We start from the raw sequence: 14,930 nt of genomic DNA on the forward strand, positions 1-14,930 counted from the left end.
AAGCTAGGTATTGGGTGACGGGACGAGCATGGGTGAAAGGCATTCGTTGCCAATCGGGAAGCGCTGCTCGATGCGGTCACGATAATAGCATTCTAGGGTACGACTGACGGTGCGGAAAGCCAGCTCGTCCCAGGGGATTTCACTTTCGTCGAAAAGCCGCACTTCCAGGCTCTCGACGCCGACGGCGAAGTCCAGGTCGGCGAGCTCGGCGCGGAAGAACACATGCACCTGGTTGATGTGCGGCAGGTCGAACAGCTGGTACAGGCTCGCCGCCCCGACACGGGCGCAGGCTTCCTCGATGGTTTCCCGGCGCGCGGCTTGTTCCACCGTCTCGCCGTTCTCCATGAACCCGGCGGGCAAGGTCCAGTAGCCGCGGCGCGGTTCGATGGCGCGACGGCACAAGAGTACCTGGCTGCCCCAGGTCGGCAGTACCCCGGCGACGATGTTGGGGTTCTGATAATGAATGGTCTGGCAGTGATCACAGACATAGCGCAGGCGGGTATCGCCTTCGGGAACACGCTGAATTACCTGATTGCCACACGCGCTACAGAATTTCATGCTTTTATTCCTGTTAGGTGCGCCTATCTTGGCGCCACTGTCACCGGGGCCGCAAGCCGGATCGTCGCCGGGACTTGGGCGGCCCGCGGCTTTGGTGCATCATGCAGGACAGGCTTTGGAATCGAGAGAGAGCAATGCTGGACGAGCTACTTCGCCGCGTGAGCAGTCATACGCCGAGTACCCTGGAGACGGACCGACGTTTTCCCGAGGCCGCCGTGTTATTGCCCATCACCCGTAGCGAAGAGCCGGAGCTGGTGTTGACCCTGCGCGCCAAAGGGCTGTCGACCCACGGTGGCGAGGTGGCTTTTCCCGGTGGGCGCCGCGACCCGGAAGACCCCGACCTGATCTTTACCGCCCTGCGTGAAGCCGAAGAAGAAATCGGCCTGCCGCCGGGCCTGGTGGAAATCATCGGCCCACTGAGCCCGCTGATTTCCCTGCATGGGCTGAAAGTGACGCCTTTCGTCGGGCTGATCCCCGATTTTGTCGAGTACCAGGCCAACGACGCCGAGATTGCCGCGGTGTTCACCGTGCCGCTGGAATTCTTCCGCCAGGACCCGCGCGACCATACCCACCGTATCGATTATCAGGGCCGCAGCTGGTACGTGCCCAGCTATCGGTATGGCGAGTACAAGATCTGGGGCCTGTCGGCGATCATGATCGTCGAGCTGGTCAACTTGCTTTACGATGCCAACATCAGCCTGCATCAGCCGCCTGAACGCTTTACCCCAATTTGAGCGGGACCACCCGCCAGCCATGCCGCACCGTGAGGAACCACGCATGAAATACCGTCTGGGCGACCTGCGGGTCGAAACCCATCCGCGCAGTTGGGTTGCGCCCACCGCTACGCTGATCGGCAAGGTGCGCCTGCAGGCCGGTGCCAACGTCTGGTTCGGCGCGGTGCTGCGCGGCGATAACGAACTGATCGACATCGGCGAGAACAGCAACGTCCAGGACGGCACGGTGATGCACACCGACATGGGCTCGCCACTGACCCTGGGCAAGGGCGTGACCGTCGGTCACAACGCCATGCTCCACGGTTGCTCGATCGACGACTACAGCCTGATCGGCATCAACGCGGTGATCCTCAACGGCGCGCGGATCGGCAAGTACTGCATTATCGGCGCCAATGCGCTGATCCCCGAAGGCAAGGAGATTCCCGACGGCTCGCTGGTCATGGGCTCGCCGGGCAAAGTCGTGCGTGAGCTGACCGACGCGCAGAAAAAGCTGCTCGAAGCCAGCGCCGCTCACTATGTGCACAACGCCGAGCGTTATGCCCGCGACCTGGCCCCGCAGGAGGATTGATGAGTACGCCTGAACGCCCGGTGGCCTCGCCCTGCGTGCAGATCTGCGCGCTGGACGACGATGATATCTGCACCGGCTGCCAGCGCACCGCCGCTGAAATCACCCGCTGGGGGCGGATGGACAACATTGAGCGCCGCCAGGTGCTCAAGCTGTGCCATGAGCGTGCAGTCGCTGCCGGGCTGATCTTCAGCGTCGGCGCATGATCCGCCCCTTGGCCGCCGGCAGTCGCTGCAGTACCCTGTAGCGCTTGCCCAGCGGTCGATCCCATGTTCTTTCTGATTGCCTATATCAGCAGCGTAGTGCTGATCAACTACGCCTTCTCCAGTGCCCCGCACCTGGATGTCATCTGGTCTGCCTGGGGCGGCCTGGTGTTCATCCTGCGCGACATGGTCCAGACCCGCTTCGGCCATGGTGCGCTGATCGCCATGCTGGCGGCCCTGGTGCTGTCCTATGTCACCTCGGAGCCGGCCATTGCCCTGGCCAGTGCCACCGCCTTTGCCGTGTCCGAGTGCATCGACTGGCTGGTGTTCACCCTTACCAAACGGCCCTTGCATGATCGCCTGTGGCTGAGTTCGGCACTGAGCATTCCGATCGACACCTTTATCTTCTTCGGCATGATCGGGGCCCTGACCCCGGCCGTGGTCGGCACCGCCATGGCGTCGAAATTCGCCGGTGTCACCGTGGTCTGGCTGGCCATGGCCTGGCGCGTGCGCAAACGGGTGGTCACCGGCTGAGGCCAGCGGCCGCGGTTCATGTAAAATGGCGCTCCTTTTCACCGGGTTGCACCGAGTACGGGGCGGCCCAGGATGTTCTTCCCTCTGAGGACCTGAAATGACCCGTATCGGAACCCCATTGTCGCCGACCGCGACCCGCGTACTGCTCTGTGGCTGCGGCGAGCTGGGCAAGGAAGTGGTGATCGAGCTGCAACGCCTGGGCGTTGAAGTGATTGCCGTGGACCGTTACGCCAATGCCCCGGCCATGCAGGTGGCCCATCGCAGCCACGTGATCAACATGCTCGACGGCGCCGCCCTGCGGGCAGTGATCGAGGCCGAGAAGCCGCATTACATCGTCCCGGAAATCGAAGCCATCGCCACCGCGACCCTGGTCGAGCTGGAAAACGAAGGCTTCACCGTGGTGCCGACCGCCCGCGCCGCGCAGCTGACCATGAACCGCGAAGGCATCCGTCGCCTGGCAGCGGAAGAGCTGGACCTGCCGACCTCGCCCTATCATTTCGCCGATACCTTCGAGGCGTATTCCAAGGCTGTCGAAGACCTGGGTTTCCCGTGCGTGGTCAAGCCGGTCATGAGCTCGTCGGGCAAGGGCCAGAGCCTGCTGCGCAGCGCTGACGACCTGCACAAGGCCTGGGACTACGCCCAGGAAGGCGGGCGTGCCGGCAAGGGCCGGGTGATCATCGAAGGCTTTATCGATTTCGACTACGAAATTACCCTGCTGACCGTTCGTCATGTCGGCGGTACTACCTTCTGCGCACCGGTCGGCCACCGTCAGGAAAAGGGCGATTACCAGGAATCCTGGCAGCCGCAGGCGATGAGCCCGGTGGCCCTGGCCGAGTCCGAGCGGGTGGCCAAGGCGGTTACCGAGGCGCTGGGCGGTCGTGGGTTGTTCGGTGTCGAGTTGTTCGTCAAAGGCGACCAGGTGTGGTTCAGCGAAGTTTCGCCGCGCCCGCACGACACCGGCCTGGTGACCCTGATTTCCCAGGACCTGTCGCAATTTGCCCTGCATGCGCGGGCGATTCTGGGCTTGCCGATCCCGCTGATTCGCCAGTTCGGCCCGTCGGCGTCGGCGGTGATCCTGGTTGAAGGTCAGTCGCAGCAGACTGCATTCGATAACCTGGGCGCGGCGTTGAGCGAGCCGGATACCGCGATTCGCCTGTTCGGCAAACCTGAGGTCAATGGCCAGCGGCGCATGGGCGTGTGCCTGGCCCGTGACGAGTCGATCGAAGCTGCCCGCGCCAAGGCAACCCGTGCTTCGCAGGCGGTCAAGGTAGAGTTCTAAACCTCATCCATCGCCGGCAAGGCCTGCTCCCACAATTGCGCCATCCCTGTGGGAGCTGGCCTTGCCGGCGATGGGCTGCACAGCAGCCCCGCTTGTCAAAGCTCCGAGTGCCGCGTCTCTTTCAGGCACAACACCGCAATCAGGCTCAGCACAGCCGCCGCCGACACATACCCGCCGACCCAGCTCAAACCGCCCATCGCCACCAGCTTCTGGGCAAAGAACGGCGCCGCCGAGGCCCCGACAATCCCGCCCAGGTTATAGGCTGCCGACGCCCCGGTGTAACGCACGTGGGTGGGGAACAGCTCAGGCAGCAATGCCCCCATCGGCGCGAAAGTCACGCCCATCAAGAACAGCTCGATGGCCAGGAACAACGCCACCCCCGTGGTCGAACCCGAGGTCAGCAGCGGCTCCATGGTAAAGCCCGAAGCGATCGCCAGCAGGCCACCGACAATCAGCACCGGCTTGCGCCCGTAACGATCGCTGAGCCAGGCCGACAGTGGCGTGGCCAGGGCCATGAACAGGACCGCGAAGCACAGCAGGCCGAGGAAGGTCTCACGGCTGTAGCCCAGGGTCGAAACGCCATAGCTGAGCGAAAACACCGTCGAGATGTAGAACAGCGCATAGCACACCACCATGGCCCCAGCACCCAGCAGGGTAGGGGCCCAGTACTGGGCAAACAGCTCGACCACCGGCATTTTCACCCGCTCGTGACGAGCCACGGCCTTGGCGAACACCGGCGTTTCTTCCAGCTTCAGGCGCACGTACAGGCCAACCATGACCAGAGCGGCGCTGAGCAGGAACGGAATGCGCCAGCCCCAACTGCGGAACTGCTCATCGGTCAGCAGCATGGCCAGGGTCAGGAACAGGCCGTTAGCCGCCAGAAAACCAATCGAAGGGCCTAACTGCGGGAACATGCCGAACCAGGCGCGCTTGCCCTTGGGCGCATTCTCGGTGGCCAGCAGCGCCGCACCGCCCCATTCGCCGCCCAAGCCCAGGCCCTGGCCGAAGCGCAGCACGCAGAGCAGGATCGGCGCCCAGGCACCGATACTGTCGTAGCCGGGCAGTACGCCGATCAGGGTGGTACAGACCCCCATCAGCAGTAGCGAGGCCACCAGGGTCGATTTACGCCCGACCCGGTCGCCAAAGTGGCCGAACAGCGCCGAGCCCAGGGGCCGGGCCAGGAAGGCAATACCGAAGGTCAGGAAGGCCGAGAGCATCTGTGCGGTGCCCGACGTCTGCGGGAAGAACACCGGGCCGATCACCAGCGCTGCCGCCGTGGCGTACACGTAGAAGTCGTAGAACTCGATGGCGGTGCCGATGAAGCTGGCCGTGGCGACCCGCGCTGGCGAGTTGCCGGGGCTGGCCTGGGCGGTATCGGAGTAGGTGCTGCTGGTCGTCATGCGATTATCCCTGACAGTCGAGAGCTCCATGGGCATGGCCGCAGGCCTGGTGAACAGGCAGGCAAGGGCGTGCGCCGAAGCGAATTGTTATGGTCGCGCAACTGAACATACGCCCTTTGGGGATGGGGGCGGGCGCGGGCAAGGCTCGGGGTGTGAACCAGTACCGCTATTGCGCGCAATATTCAGTCAGGCTGACTGGCCGTGTGACGCCGGTGCGGGTAGCGGGCGAGACGGCTGGGGCTGGGTAAGCGTTGCTGAGTATAGCTAGCGCTTGAGCGTCCAGACCAGTATGCGGCTGGCACAATTGTCCTCGGTTTCGAGGATTTCCAGGCGATAACGGCCGATTTTCAGGCATACCGCGCTTGCCGGAATGCTTTCCAGGGCTTCGGTGACCAGGCCGTTGAGGGTTTTTGGCCCATCGCTGGGCAGGTGCCAGCCCAGGGTACGGTTCAGCTCGCGGATCGACACGTTGCCTTCGATGACGAAGCGCCCGTCGGCTTGCGGGTGAATGTGCGGGTTGTCGAGGCTGTGCTCGTCTTCGAATTCGCCGACGATTTCTTCGAGGATGTCTTCCAGGGTGACGATGCCGAGCACTTCACCGTACTCGTCGACCACCACGCCCAGGCGCCGCTGTTGCTTGTGGAAGTTGAGCAATTGCAGCTGCAGCGGCGTGCTTTCCGGCACGAAGTAGGGTTCGTAGCAGGCTGCTTGCAGTGTTTCGCGGGTCAGCTCGGCCTTGGGCAGCAGGTGGCTGATCAGCTTGGTGTTGAGGATCGCTTCAACCTGGTTGATGTCGCTGTGGTAGACCGGCAGGCGGGTGTGGCGGCTGATGATCAACTGCTCGATGATCGCCTCGATCGACTCATCGAGGTTGATGCCGTCGACATCGTTGCGCGGCACCAGGATGTCGTTGACGGTGATTTTATCCAGCGCCAGCAGGCTTTCGGGCAGGTTCAGGCGCTGGTCGGTGTCGGGTTCATCGGCGGCGTAGCTGTCGGCATCGTCGTTGTCGTGCACGGCCACGGCATGGCTTTGCACGCGAAACGGGCGCAGCAGCAGGCGCGCGCAGCCATCGAGCAGCCAGGCCAGGGGTTGCAGCAGCTTGAGCGGCACCTTGAGCAGGCTGTTGCCCAGGCCAATGAAGGCCTGCGGGTTACGTCGGGCCAGTTGCCGTGGCAGGTACTCGGCGACGATCAGCAGCAGCGCTGCGGCACCCAGGCCCGCCAGCCAGAAGCCGTGTTCGCCGCTGTAACGCTGGCCGATCAGGCAGGCCAGGGCCAGCACCAGCAGCTTGCCCAGGGTCGAGCACAGCACCAGGGCCTGGGGGGTAACGGCAAGGTCGGGGTGTGCGCCGGTCTGGGCGTTGCGCCGCGCACCATTGAGCTGCTGCTGGGCGGCGTCCACCGCAGTGAATAACGCCGACCAGAGCAGTGCCAGTGCCAATACGCCGAGTAGCGGTCCTAACGGCAGAGCGTCCATTTACCTGTGCTCGTCAGATATGCAGGATGAATTCGCGTACCAGCTTGCTGCCAAAATAGGCCAGCATCAGCAGGCAGAAACCGGCCAGGGTCCAGCGGATCGCCTTGTGCCCGCGCCAGCCGAGGCGGGTGCGGCCCCACAGCAATACGCTGAAGACGATCCAGGCCAGGCAAGCCAGCAGGGTCTTGTGCACCAGGTGCTGGGCGAACAGGTTGTCGAGGAACAGCCAGCCGGAGAGCAGCGACAGCGACAGCAGGCCCCAGCCGGCCCAGAGGAAGCCGAACAGCAGGCTTTCCATGGTCTGCAGCGGCGGGAAGTTCTTGATTAGCCCGGACGGGTGTTTGTGCTTGAGCTGGTGATCCTGCAACAGCAGCAGCAAGGACTGGACCACGGCGATGGTGAACATGCCGTAGGCCAGGATCGACAGCAGGATATGCGCGAGGATGCCCGGCTCTTCGTTGATCAGCGGCACCGTGCCCGACGGCGCGAACTGGGCGATCAGGGCCGTGGTCATGCCCAGCGGGAACAGCAACAGCAGCAGGTTCTCCACCGGGATGCGCAGGCAGGCCAGCAGGGTCAGGGCGATCACTGCAGTGGCGATCAGGCTGGCGGCGCTGAAGAAGTCCAGGCTCAGGCCCAGGGGCGTGAGCAGTTGCCAGAACAGCGCGGTGCCCTGGGCGATGACCGCCAGTGCGCCAAGCAGGCCGAGCAGGCGTTTGTCGGCCTTGGTGCCCTGGGCCAGGCGTGAGCCTTGATAGAAGGTCGCGGCGGCATACAGGCAGGCGGCGATGAGATTGGGTAGCAAGCTGGGTGACAAGGGGAGCATAAGTCCTGTTAGGCAAGCCCGAAAGAGAATGAGTTTGGCATAGATCGCGCCCGCCTAGGAAGACTGCCAGCCGACGGCATGGTGTGCGCTGGGCCAAGTCTTCGTTATAATCGCCGACCTGCCCCTGCCCAAGGCCGGCCGAATACGCCAGAGGCAGCTGATAAACCTCGGTTCTACAGAGCCCGAAAGGATCACCATGTTTGAAAACCTGACCGACCGTCTGTCACAGACGCTGCGCCATGTCACCGGCAAGGCCAAGCTGACCGAAGACAACATCAAAGACACCCTGCGTGAAGTGCGCATGGCGTTGCTCGAGGCTGACGTCGCCCTGCCGGTGGTCAAGGATTTCGTCAACAAGGTCAAGGAGCGTGCGGTCGGCACCGAGGTGTCGCGCAGCCTGACCCCGGGCCAGGCGTTCGTGAAGATCGTCCAGGCCGAGCTCGAAGGCCTGATGGGCGCCGCCAACGAAGACCTGGCGCTCAACGCCGCGCCGCCTGCGGTGGTGCTGATGGCCGGTCTGCAGGGTGCGGGCAAGACCACCACCGCCGGCAAGCTGGCGCGCTTTCTTAAAGAGCGCAAGAAGAAGACCGTGATGGTGGTGTCGGCCGACGTCTACCGTCCGGCGGCGATCAAGCAGCTGGAAACCCTGGCGGGCGACATCGGCGTGACCTTCTTCCCGTCCGATATCAGCCAGAAGCCGGTGGCCATTGCTGAAGCGGCAATCCGCGAAGCCAAGCTCAAGTTCATCGACGTGGTCATCGTCGACACCGCCGGTCGTCTGCACATCGACACCGAAATGATGGCCGAGATCAAGGACCTGCACGCCGCGGTCAAGCCGATCGAGACGTTGTTCGTGGTCGACGCCATGACCGGCCAGGACGCCGCCAACACCGCCAAGGCCTTCGGCGACGCGCTGCCGCTGACCGGTGTGATCCTCACCAAGGTCGACGGTGACGCCCGTGGCGGTGCCGCGCTGTCGGTGCGCGCCATTACCGGCAAGCCGATCAAATTCATCGGTATGGGCGAGAAGAGCGACGCGCTCGAGCCGTTCCACCCCGACCGTATCGCTTCGCGCATCCTTGGCATGGGCGACGTGCTCAGCCTGATCGAGCAGGCCGAACAGACCCTCGACAAGGAAAAGGCCGACAAACTGGCCAAGAAGCTGAAGAAGGGCAAGGGCTTCGACCTCGAAGACTTCCGCGACCAGCTGCAACAAATGAAGAACATGGGTGGCCTGGGCGGCCTGATGGACAAGCTGCCGAGCATCGGCGGCGTCAACCTGGCCCAGATGGGCAGCGCCCAGGGCGCCGCCGAGAAGCAATTCAAGCAGATGGAAGCGATCATCAACTCGATGACCCCGGCCGAGCGCCGCGACCCTGAGCTGATCAGCGGTTCGCGCAAACGCCGTATCGCCCTCGGTTCCGGCACCCAGGTGCAGGACATCGGCCGTCTGATCAAGCAGCACAAGCAGATGCAGAAGATGATGAAGAAGTTTTCTGCCAAAGGCGGCATGGCCAAAATGATGCGCGGCCTGGGTGGCATGATGCCCGGCGGCGGCATGCCCAAGCTGTAACCCCATTCGGACCGGCGGCCTGGAAACGGGCCGACGATCGGAACCCCGCCCCGGCGGGAACACCGCTGCCTTTATATAGAGGCAGCACGAACCGCAGATCTGCAGGCTGGCCTTTTTACCTGGCGTAAAAAGGCATTTGCAAAAGTCCGTGTATTCCTTGAGAATATGCGGCCTTTCGGGCACCCGTGTGCCCGCTGTGCATTATGATTTGCAGCACCGACTACAGGAACGATGTTCAATGCTAACCATCCGTCTTGCCCGTGGTGGCTCTAAAAAGCGCCCATTCTACACCCTGACCGTGACCGACTCGCGTAACCCGGTTACCGGTTCGCACATCGAGCAGGTTGGTTTCTTCAACCCTATCGCTCGTGGCCAGGAAGTTCGCCTGTCCGTTAAACAAGACCGCGTTGCTCACTGGCTGAGCGTTGGCGCACAGCCATCCGAGCGCGTTGCAAAACTGCTGAAAGATGCTGCTAAGGCTGCTGCCTGAATAGTATGAGCGCGACGCCAGAAAAAGCTGATGACCTGATCGTCGTCGGCAAGATTTTTTCGGTTCACGGCGTTCGCGGCGAGGTAAAGGTCTTTTCCTTTACCGATCCGATTGAAAACCTGTTGGATTACCCTAACTGGACGCTTCGGCACGAAGGGAAGGTAAAACAGGTCGAGCTGGTCAGTGGCCGTTCCACTCAAAAGGACCTGGTCGCCAAGCTCAAAGGCCTCGACGATCGTGATGAAGCCCGTCTTCTGAGCGGTTATGAGATTTGTATCTCGCGTAGCCTTTTGCCCAACCTGTCTGCCGACGAGTACTACTGGTACCAGTTGGTGGGTCTGAAAGTCATCAATCAGGACGAACAGCTGTTCGGCAAGATTGATCACCTGTTGGAGACCGGCGCGAACGATGTAATGGTGGTCAAGCCCTGCGCGGGCAGCCTGGATGATCGAGAACGCCTGTTGCCTTATACCGGGCAATGCGTGTTGAAGATCGACCTGGTTGCAGGCGAAATGAGGGTCGAATGGGACGCGGACTTCTAAGCAATGGCCAGCCTGCGCGTAGACGTCATCACGCTGTTCCCCGAGATGTTCTCGGCCATCAGTGAGTACGGCATTACCAGCCGCGCGGTGAAACAGGGGTTGTTGCAACTGACCTGCTGGAATCCGCGGGACTACACCACAGATCGTCACCATACGGTAGATGATCGGCCGTTTGGCGGTGGTCCGGGCATGGTGATGAAGATCAAGCCTCTGGAAGACGCCCTGGTGAATGCCAGGCAGGCAACCGGAGAGGCGGCAAAGGTGATTTACCTGAGCCCACAAGGCCGCAAGCTGACTCAGTCGGCGGTCAAAGACCTGGCGAAGCACGAATCGTTGATTCTGATAGCCGGTCGATATGAAGGCATCGACGAGCGCTTTATTGAAGCTCATGTCGATGAAGAGTGGTCGATTGGAGACTATGTCCTGTCTGGCGGCGAGCTGCCGGCGATGGTCCTGATCGATGCGGTTACACGACTGCTGCCCGGAGCTTTAGGGCATGCGGACTCGGCGGAGGAAGACTCCTTCACCGATGGTCTGCTTGATTGCCCGCACTACACCCGACCTGAGGTGTATGCGGATCAGCGTGTTCCCGACGTGTTGCTTAGTGGCAACCATGCACACATCCGGCGATGGCGTTTACAGCAGTCCCTTGGGCGGACCTATGAACGACGCGTCGATCTTCTGGAAAGTCGCTCACTTTCTGGAGAAGAGAAGAAGCTGCTGGCGGAATACCTCCGTGAGCGGGACGATAGTTAACGTATCGATGGTAAATCCAGTTGATTTACCTTAGGAGCACAGCATGACCAACAAAATCATTCTTGCACTCGAAGCAGAGCAGATGACCAAAGAGATCCCGACCTTTGCCCCGGGCGACACCATCGTCGTTCAGGTGAAAGTGAAGGAAGGCGATCGTTCGCGTCTGCAGGCTTTCGAAGGCGTTGTAATCGCCAAGCGTAACCGTGGTGTGAACAGTGCTTTCACTGTTCGCAAGATCTCCAACGGTGTTGGCGTAGAGCGTACTTTCCAGACCTACAGCCCGCAAATCGACAGCCTGGCCGTGAAACGTCGTGGTGACGTGCGTAAAGCCAAGCTGTACTACCTGCGCGACCTGTCCGGTAAAGCCGCTCGCATCAAGGAAAAACTGTCCTGAGGACAGCTTGACCGGTGGCTGCGGCCACCATGCGAAAAAAGCAGCCTTCGGGCTGCTTTTTTGTTGTCTGAAATTTGTTTGCCGATATGAAGCCCATGACCCCCAGAGAGCAGGAAATCGAACGCCGCACCGAACTGTCGGTGACCCGCGTGACCAAGGCGGTATTCCCGTCCACCACCAACCACCACAACACCCTGTTCGGCGGCACCGCGCTGGCCTGGATGGACGAAGTGTCGTTCATCGCCGCGACGCGTTTCTGCCGTTTGCCGCTGGTGACCGTGTCCACCGACCGCATCGACTTCAAGCACCCGATTGCCGCAGGTTCCATCGTCGAGCTGGTTGGGCGGGTGGCGACGGTAGGTAACACCAGCCTCAAGGTCGAGGTCGAGGTGTTTGTCGAGAGCATGAGCTGTGACAGCCGCGAGAAGGCTATCCACGGCCTGTTCAGCTTTGTCGCCATTGATGAAGACAAGCGCCCGGTGCCGGTGCTGCCCGGTTTCTGACCATCCTGTAGGAGCGGGCTTGCCCCGCGATAATGTGCAGGCTTCACCGGCCTCATCGCGGGGCAAGCCCGCTCCTACTGCGGCTGAATCAACGCCACCAGCGTCCACCCTGGCCCAGGCTTCAGCACACTGTCCGGCCCGAACACATGCACCCAGCCGCTGCCATCGCGGGCAAACAGCGGGTTCGCCCGCTCGCCATGCAGCGCCTGATAGTCCGCCCATCCAAAGGTTTCGGTCAGGTGCGTGCTGTACAGCTCCGCTCCGTTGTTGAGCAAGCCGGCCAACTGCCCGTAGGTCAGCGGCTGGCTCCCCAGCGTCTGCCCGCGATGCTCATCGCTGGCCCGGTGCTTGTCGCTGCGCTTGGCCTCCAGGCCGCTGGCCAGGACAAACAGCCGCTGCGGGCCAAAGTCATGGCGAAAACGGGTGCAGGCCAGGGTATTGAGCTCGCCCGCCGGCGACAGCCCGAGCAGATGGCCCAGGCCCACCAGGTCCAGGTGCGCATCGGCATGCTGCGAGGCAGGGTGGCCAAAGTAAGTCGGCAAGCCCTCCATGCGCGCGGCGCGGATGTTTTCCCAGCTGGAATCGGCCAGCAGCACCCGGCAATCCAGCTGCTGCAGGGCCTTGGCTACGGCCCGGGCCAGCGGGTTCGCGCCGACGATCAGAAAGCCGCTGGGGGCGGGCTCGGCAACCTTGAGCAGGCGCGCCAATGGCCGCGAGGTGGCGCTCTGCAGCACCACGGTGCCGATGATCACGGCGAAGGTCAGCGGCACCAGCAACAGGGCGCCTGCATGTCCGGCTTCGTCCAGGCGAATGGCAAAAATCGCCGACACTGCTGCGGCAACGATGCCGCGTGGGGCGATCCAGGCGAGCAGGGCGCGTTCGCGCCAGTTCAGTTGCGAACCAAAGGTCGACAACGCGACGTTCAGCGGCCGGGCAACGAACTGGATGACCAGCAGCAAGGCCAGTACCGCCGGGCCCAGGCCAATCAGGGCATCCAGGTCCAGGCGCGCAGCCAGGAGGATGAACAGCCCGGAGATCAGCAGCACGCTGAGGTTCTCCTTGAAGTGCAGGATCTGTCGTACATCCACGCCCTTCATGTTCGCCAGCCACATGCCCATGAGGGTGACCGCCAGCAGTCCCGACTCGTGCATTACCTGGTTGGAAGCAATGAAAATTCCCAGCACCGCCGCCAGCGAAGCCAGATTGTGCAGATACTCCGGCAACCACTGGTGACGGATTACCTGGCCCAGCAGCCAGCCGCCGGCCACGCCGAAACCGCTGCCGCAGACAATCACCCCGGCAAAGGTCACCAGGCTATGGCTCAGGCCCTCGCCGGCGGCACTGGCGATGATGAAGCTGTACACCACCACCGCCAGCAGCGCGCCGATCGGGTCGATGACGATGCCTTCCCAGCGCAGGATGTTGGCGATGGCCGCCTTGGGCCGCACCACCCGCAACATCGGTACGATCACCGTCGGCCCGGTGACCAGGGTCAGGGTGCCGAACAGCGTCGCCAGCATCCAGTCAAAACCCAGCAGCCAATGGGTGGCCAGGGTAATCAGCAACCAGGTCGACAGCGCACCGAGGGTGACCATGCGCTGTACCACGCTGCCGATGTCTTTCCACTGCGACAGGTGCAGGGTCAAGCTGCCTTCGAACAGGATCAGCGCCACCGCCAGTGATACCAGCGGCATCAGCAGCGGGCCGAACAATTCTTGCGGGTCGAGCCAGCCGAGCACGGGGCCGGCGAGAATGCCGCTGAGCAGCAGGAAAAGAATCGCTGGCAGTTTCAGGCGCCAGGCCAGCCATTGGCAGCACAATGCGGCCAGACCGATACCACCAAATGCCAGCAATATCTGTTGTTCGTTCATTCAGGCTCCCTATGCCGGCAGTGTTATGGAAGACTAGCGGCAATTCGTCGTTTTCGTCGCCTGCCGCAGAGTTGTCATGCCCGCTATTGAACATCCGCTTATCGATCAGTTCCTTGACGCCCTGTGGCTGGAAAAGGGCCTGGCCGACAACACCCGCGATGCCTACCGCAGCGACCTGGCGCTGTTCAACGGCTGGCTCAAGGAGCAGGGCGTCGAGTTGCCCAATGCCGGGCGCGAACTGATCCTCGATCACCTGGCCTGGCGCCTGGAACAGGGCTACAAGCCGCGTTCGACGGCACGCTTTCTCTCCGGTGTGCGAGGGTTTTATCGCTACTTGCTGCGGGAAAAACTGATTGGCGTCGACCCGACCCTGCAGGTGGAAATGCCGCAACTGGGTCGGCCATTGCCCAAATCTCTGTCGGAAGCCGACGTCGAGGCCTTGTTGCAGGCGCCGGACCTGAGCGAGCCGATCGGCCAGCGCGACCGCGCCATGCTCGAAGTGCTCTACGCCTGTGGTTTGCGCGTCACCGAACTGGTCAGCCTGACCCTCGACCAGGTCAACCTGCGCCAGGGCGTGCTGCGGGTGATGGGCAAGGGCAGCAAGGAACGCCTGGTGCCCATGGGCGAAGAGGCGGTGGTGTGGATCGAGCGTTACCTGCGTGACGGCCGTAACGAGCTGCTCGGCGGGCGCCCCAGCGATGTGCTGTTCCCCAGCCAGCGCGGCGAGCAAATGACCCGCCAGACCTTCTGGCACCGCATCAAGCACCAGGCGTTGGTGGCCGGTATCGACAAGAGCCTGTCGCCGCACACCCTGCGCCACGCCTTTGCCACGCACCTGCTCAACCACGGCGCCGACCTGCGGGTGGTACAGATGCTGCTGGGCCACAGCGACCTGTCGACCACCCAGATCTACACCCATGTGGCCCGTGCGCGGCTGCAGGAACTACACGCTTTGCATCACCCTCGGGGTTGACGCTCGGGCGATCATCCAGCAGATTCCGACACCTCAAACGCTCGATATGGAAATCAAGCATGACCAGGTTCAAGTGCCCTGCAGCCGTGCCGTTGCCGGTCAGTAATGTCTGACGCCCTGTGGGCCGCCCGCCAGGGCGATGCGCTGATGCACACCTCGATGATGGCCGACATCGTCAGCGGCGTGCTGGAGGTGGCCGCCAACGTCGCCATCGGCGTGCTGGCCACCGCGGCGGTGACGGCGGCGCTGG

17 protein-coding genes are annotated in these 14,930 nt (G+C 62.6%); 12 read left to right on the forward strand and 5 right to left on the reverse strand.

Annotated elements, in window-relative coordinates; translation table 11 throughout:
- Positions 1-3: 3 nt before the first annotated feature.
- Positions 4-558 (reverse strand): NUDIX hydrolase, encoded by a 555-nt coding sequence (locus ABM562_RS07545; protein ID WP_115088466.1) that lies wholly within the window; start codon positions 556-558, stop codon positions 4-6.
- Positions 559-692: 134 nt separating this feature from the next.
- On the opposite strand from ABM562_RS07545, the gene ABM562_RS07550 reads away from it, so the two are divergent.
- From ABM562_RS07550 to purT, 5 genes are all read left to right on the forward strand, one after another.
- Complete coding sequence (locus tag ABM562_RS07550) at positions 693-1,292, forward strand: CoA pyrophosphatase (protein WP_010220257.1); 600 nt, start codon at positions 693-695, stop codon at positions 1,290-1,292.
- A 43-nt stretch (positions 1,293-1,335) separates the two neighbouring features.
- Positions 1,336-1,860: a gamma carbonic anhydrase family protein gene (locus ABM562_RS07555; RefSeq protein WP_258578833.1), complete on the forward strand. Its 525-nt coding sequence runs from the start codon at positions 1,336-1,338 to the stop codon at positions 1,858-1,860.
- The gene (locus tag ABM562_RS07560) at positions 1,860-2,063 is read left to right on the forward strand and encodes a DUF1289 domain-containing protein (RefSeq protein ID WP_115088464.1); all 204 of its coding nucleotides are present in this window, start codon (positions 1,860-1,862) and stop codon (positions 2,061-2,063) included. Before ABM562_RS07555 ends, ABM562_RS07560 begins: the two co-directional genes overlap by 1 nt.
- Before the next feature lie 63 nt (positions 2,064-2,126).
- Positions 2,127-2,594: a VUT family protein gene (locus ABM562_RS07565; RefSeq protein ID WP_258578835.1), complete on the forward strand. Its 468-nt coding sequence runs from the start codon at positions 2,127-2,129 to the stop codon at positions 2,592-2,594.
- 97 nt (positions 2,595-2,691) lie between these two features.
- A complete protein-coding gene (purT, locus tag ABM562_RS07570; protein ID WP_115088462.1) occupies positions 2,692-3,873 on the forward strand; it encodes a formate-dependent phosphoribosylglycinamide formyltransferase in 1,182 nt (393 codons plus the stop codon).
- Positions 3,874-3,968: 95 nt separating this feature from the next.
- On the opposite strand, the gene ABM562_RS07575 is transcribed toward purT, so the two are convergent.
- The 3 genes from ABM562_RS07575 to ABM562_RS07585 form a co-directional block, all read right to left on the reverse strand.
- Positions 3,969-5,273 (reverse strand): MFS transporter, encoded by a 1,305-nt coding sequence (locus ABM562_RS07575; RefSeq protein ID WP_115088461.1) that lies wholly within the window; start codon positions 5,271-5,273, stop codon positions 3,969-3,971.
- Positions 5,274-5,537: 264 nt separating this feature from the next.
- Complete coding sequence (locus ABM562_RS07580) at positions 5,538-6,752, reverse strand: transporter associated domain-containing protein (protein ID WP_134064070.1); 1,215 nt, start codon at positions 6,750-6,752, stop codon at positions 5,538-5,540.
- A 13-nt stretch (positions 6,753-6,765) separates the two neighbouring features.
- On the reverse strand, positions 6,766-7,578 hold the full coding sequence (locus ABM562_RS07585; RefSeq protein ID WP_115088459.1) for a cytochrome C assembly family protein: 813 nt from the start codon (positions 7,576-7,578) through the stop codon (positions 6,766-6,768).
- A 196-nt stretch (positions 7,579-7,774) separates the two neighbouring features.
- Between ABM562_RS07585 and ffh the strand changes: the two genes are divergently transcribed.
- From ffh to ABM562_RS07615, 6 genes are all read left to right on the forward strand, one after another.
- Positions 7,775-9,151 carry a signal recognition particle protein gene (gene ffh / locus ABM562_RS07590; protein ID WP_115088458.1) on the forward strand — a complete coding sequence of 459 codons (1,377 nt, stop codon included), beginning with the start codon at positions 7,775-7,777 and terminating at the stop codon, positions 9,149-9,151.
- A gap of 238 nt (positions 9,152-9,389) precedes the next feature.
- Positions 9,390-9,641 (forward strand): 30S ribosomal protein S16, encoded by a 252-nt coding sequence (gene rpsP / locus ABM562_RS07595; protein ID WP_028942918.1) that lies wholly within the window; start codon positions 9,390-9,392, stop codon positions 9,639-9,641.
- A gap of 5 nt (positions 9,642-9,646) precedes the next feature.
- Positions 9,647-10,183, forward strand: coding sequence for a ribosome maturation factor RimM (gene rimM, locus ABM562_RS07600; protein ID WP_115088457.1), 537 nt, complete (start codon positions 9,647-9,649; stop codon positions 10,181-10,183).
- Between the two features lie 3 nt (positions 10,184-10,186).
- The gene (trmD, locus tag ABM562_RS07605; protein ID WP_038996822.1) at positions 10,187-10,939 is read left to right on the forward strand and encodes a tRNA (guanosine(37)-N1)-methyltransferase TrmD; all 753 of its coding nucleotides are present in this window, start codon (positions 10,187-10,189) and stop codon (positions 10,937-10,939) included.
- 43 nt (positions 10,940-10,982) lie between these two features.
- Positions 10,983-11,333 carry a 50S ribosomal protein L19 gene (gene rplS, locus ABM562_RS07610; RefSeq protein ID WP_038996821.1) on the forward strand — a complete coding sequence of 117 codons (351 nt, stop codon included), beginning with the start codon at positions 10,983-10,985 and terminating at the stop codon, positions 11,331-11,333.
- A gap of 95 nt (positions 11,334-11,428) precedes the next feature.
- A complete protein-coding gene (locus ABM562_RS07615; RefSeq protein ID WP_115088455.1) occupies positions 11,429-11,836 on the forward strand; it encodes an acyl-CoA thioesterase in 408 nt (135 codons plus the stop codon).
- A 74-nt stretch (positions 11,837-11,910) separates the two neighbouring features.
- Here the strand turns inward: ABM562_RS07615 and ABM562_RS07620 are convergent, their stop codons facing one another.
- Positions 11,911-13,707: a cation:proton antiporter gene (locus tag ABM562_RS07620; RefSeq protein ID WP_115088454.1), complete on the reverse strand. Its 1,797-nt coding sequence runs from the start codon at positions 13,705-13,707 to the stop codon at positions 11,911-11,913.
- Positions 13,708-13,783: 76 nt separating this feature from the next.
- On the opposite strand from ABM562_RS07620, the gene xerD reads away from it, so the two are divergent.
- On the forward strand, positions 13,784-14,680 hold the full coding sequence (gene xerD, locus ABM562_RS07625; protein WP_115088453.1) for a site-specific tyrosine recombinase XerD: 897 nt from the start codon (positions 13,784-13,786) through the stop codon (positions 14,678-14,680).
- Positions 14,681-14,930 lie beyond the last annotated feature (250 nt).

It is taken from the genome of Pseudomonas sp. ZL2 (assembly GCF_054788455.1).

Bases quoted from the DNA above. Each gene is read 5' to 3' on its own strand.
- ABM562_RS07545 (WP_115088466.1), bottom strand. From the start codon at position 558: ATGAAATTCTGTAGCGCGTGTGGCAATCAGGTAATTCAGCGTGTTCCC.
- ABM562_RS07550 (WP_010220257.1), top strand. From the start codon at position 693: ATGCTGGACGAGCTACTTCGCCGCGTGAGCAGTCATACGCCGAGTACC.
- ABM562_RS07555 (WP_258578833.1), top strand. From the start codon at position 1,336: ATGAAATACCGTCTGGGCGACCTGCGGGTCGAAACCCATCCGCGCAGT.
- ABM562_RS07560 (WP_115088464.1), top strand. From the start codon at position 1,860: ATGAGTACGCCTGAACGCCCGGTGGCCTCGCCCTGCGTGCAGATCTGC.
- ABM562_RS07565 (WP_258578835.1), top strand. From the start codon at position 2,127: ATGTTCTTTCTGATTGCCTATATCAGCAGCGTAGTGCTGATCAACTAC.
- purT (WP_115088462.1), top strand. From the start codon at position 2,692: ATGACCCGTATCGGAACCCCATTGTCGCCGACCGCGACCCGCGTACTG.
- ABM562_RS07575 (WP_115088461.1), bottom strand. From the start codon at position 5,273: ATGACGACCAGCAGCACCTACTCCGATACCGCCCAGGCCAGCCCCGGC.
- ABM562_RS07580 (WP_134064070.1), bottom strand. From the start codon at position 6,752: ATGGACGCTCTGCCGTTAGGACCGCTACTCGGCGTATTGGCACTGGCA.
- ABM562_RS07585 (WP_115088459.1), bottom strand. From the start codon at position 7,578: ATGCTCCCCTTGTCACCCAGCTTGCTACCCAATCTCATCGCCGCCTGC.
- ffh (WP_115088458.1), top strand. From the start codon at position 7,775: ATGTTTGAAAACCTGACCGACCGTCTGTCACAGACGCTGCGCCATGTC.
- rpsP (WP_028942918.1), top strand. From the start codon at position 9,390: ATGCTAACCATCCGTCTTGCCCGTGGTGGCTCTAAAAAGCGCCCATTC.
- rimM (WP_115088457.1), top strand. From the start codon at position 9,647: ATGAGCGCGACGCCAGAAAAAGCTGATGACCTGATCGTCGTCGGCAAG.
- trmD (WP_038996822.1), top strand. From the start codon at position 10,187: ATGGCCAGCCTGCGCGTAGACGTCATCACGCTGTTCCCCGAGATGTTC.
- rplS (WP_038996821.1), top strand. From the start codon at position 10,983: ATGACCAACAAAATCATTCTTGCACTCGAAGCAGAGCAGATGACCAAA.
- ABM562_RS07615 (WP_115088455.1), top strand. From the start codon at position 11,429: ATGACCCCCAGAGAGCAGGAAATCGAACGCCGCACCGAACTGTCGGTG.
- ABM562_RS07620 (WP_115088454.1), bottom strand. From the start codon at position 13,707: ATGAACGAACAACAGATATTGCTGGCATTTGGTGGTATCGGTCTGGCC.
- xerD (WP_115088453.1), top strand. From the start codon at position 13,784: ATGCCCGCTATTGAACATCCGCTTATCGATCAGTTCCTTGACGCCCTG.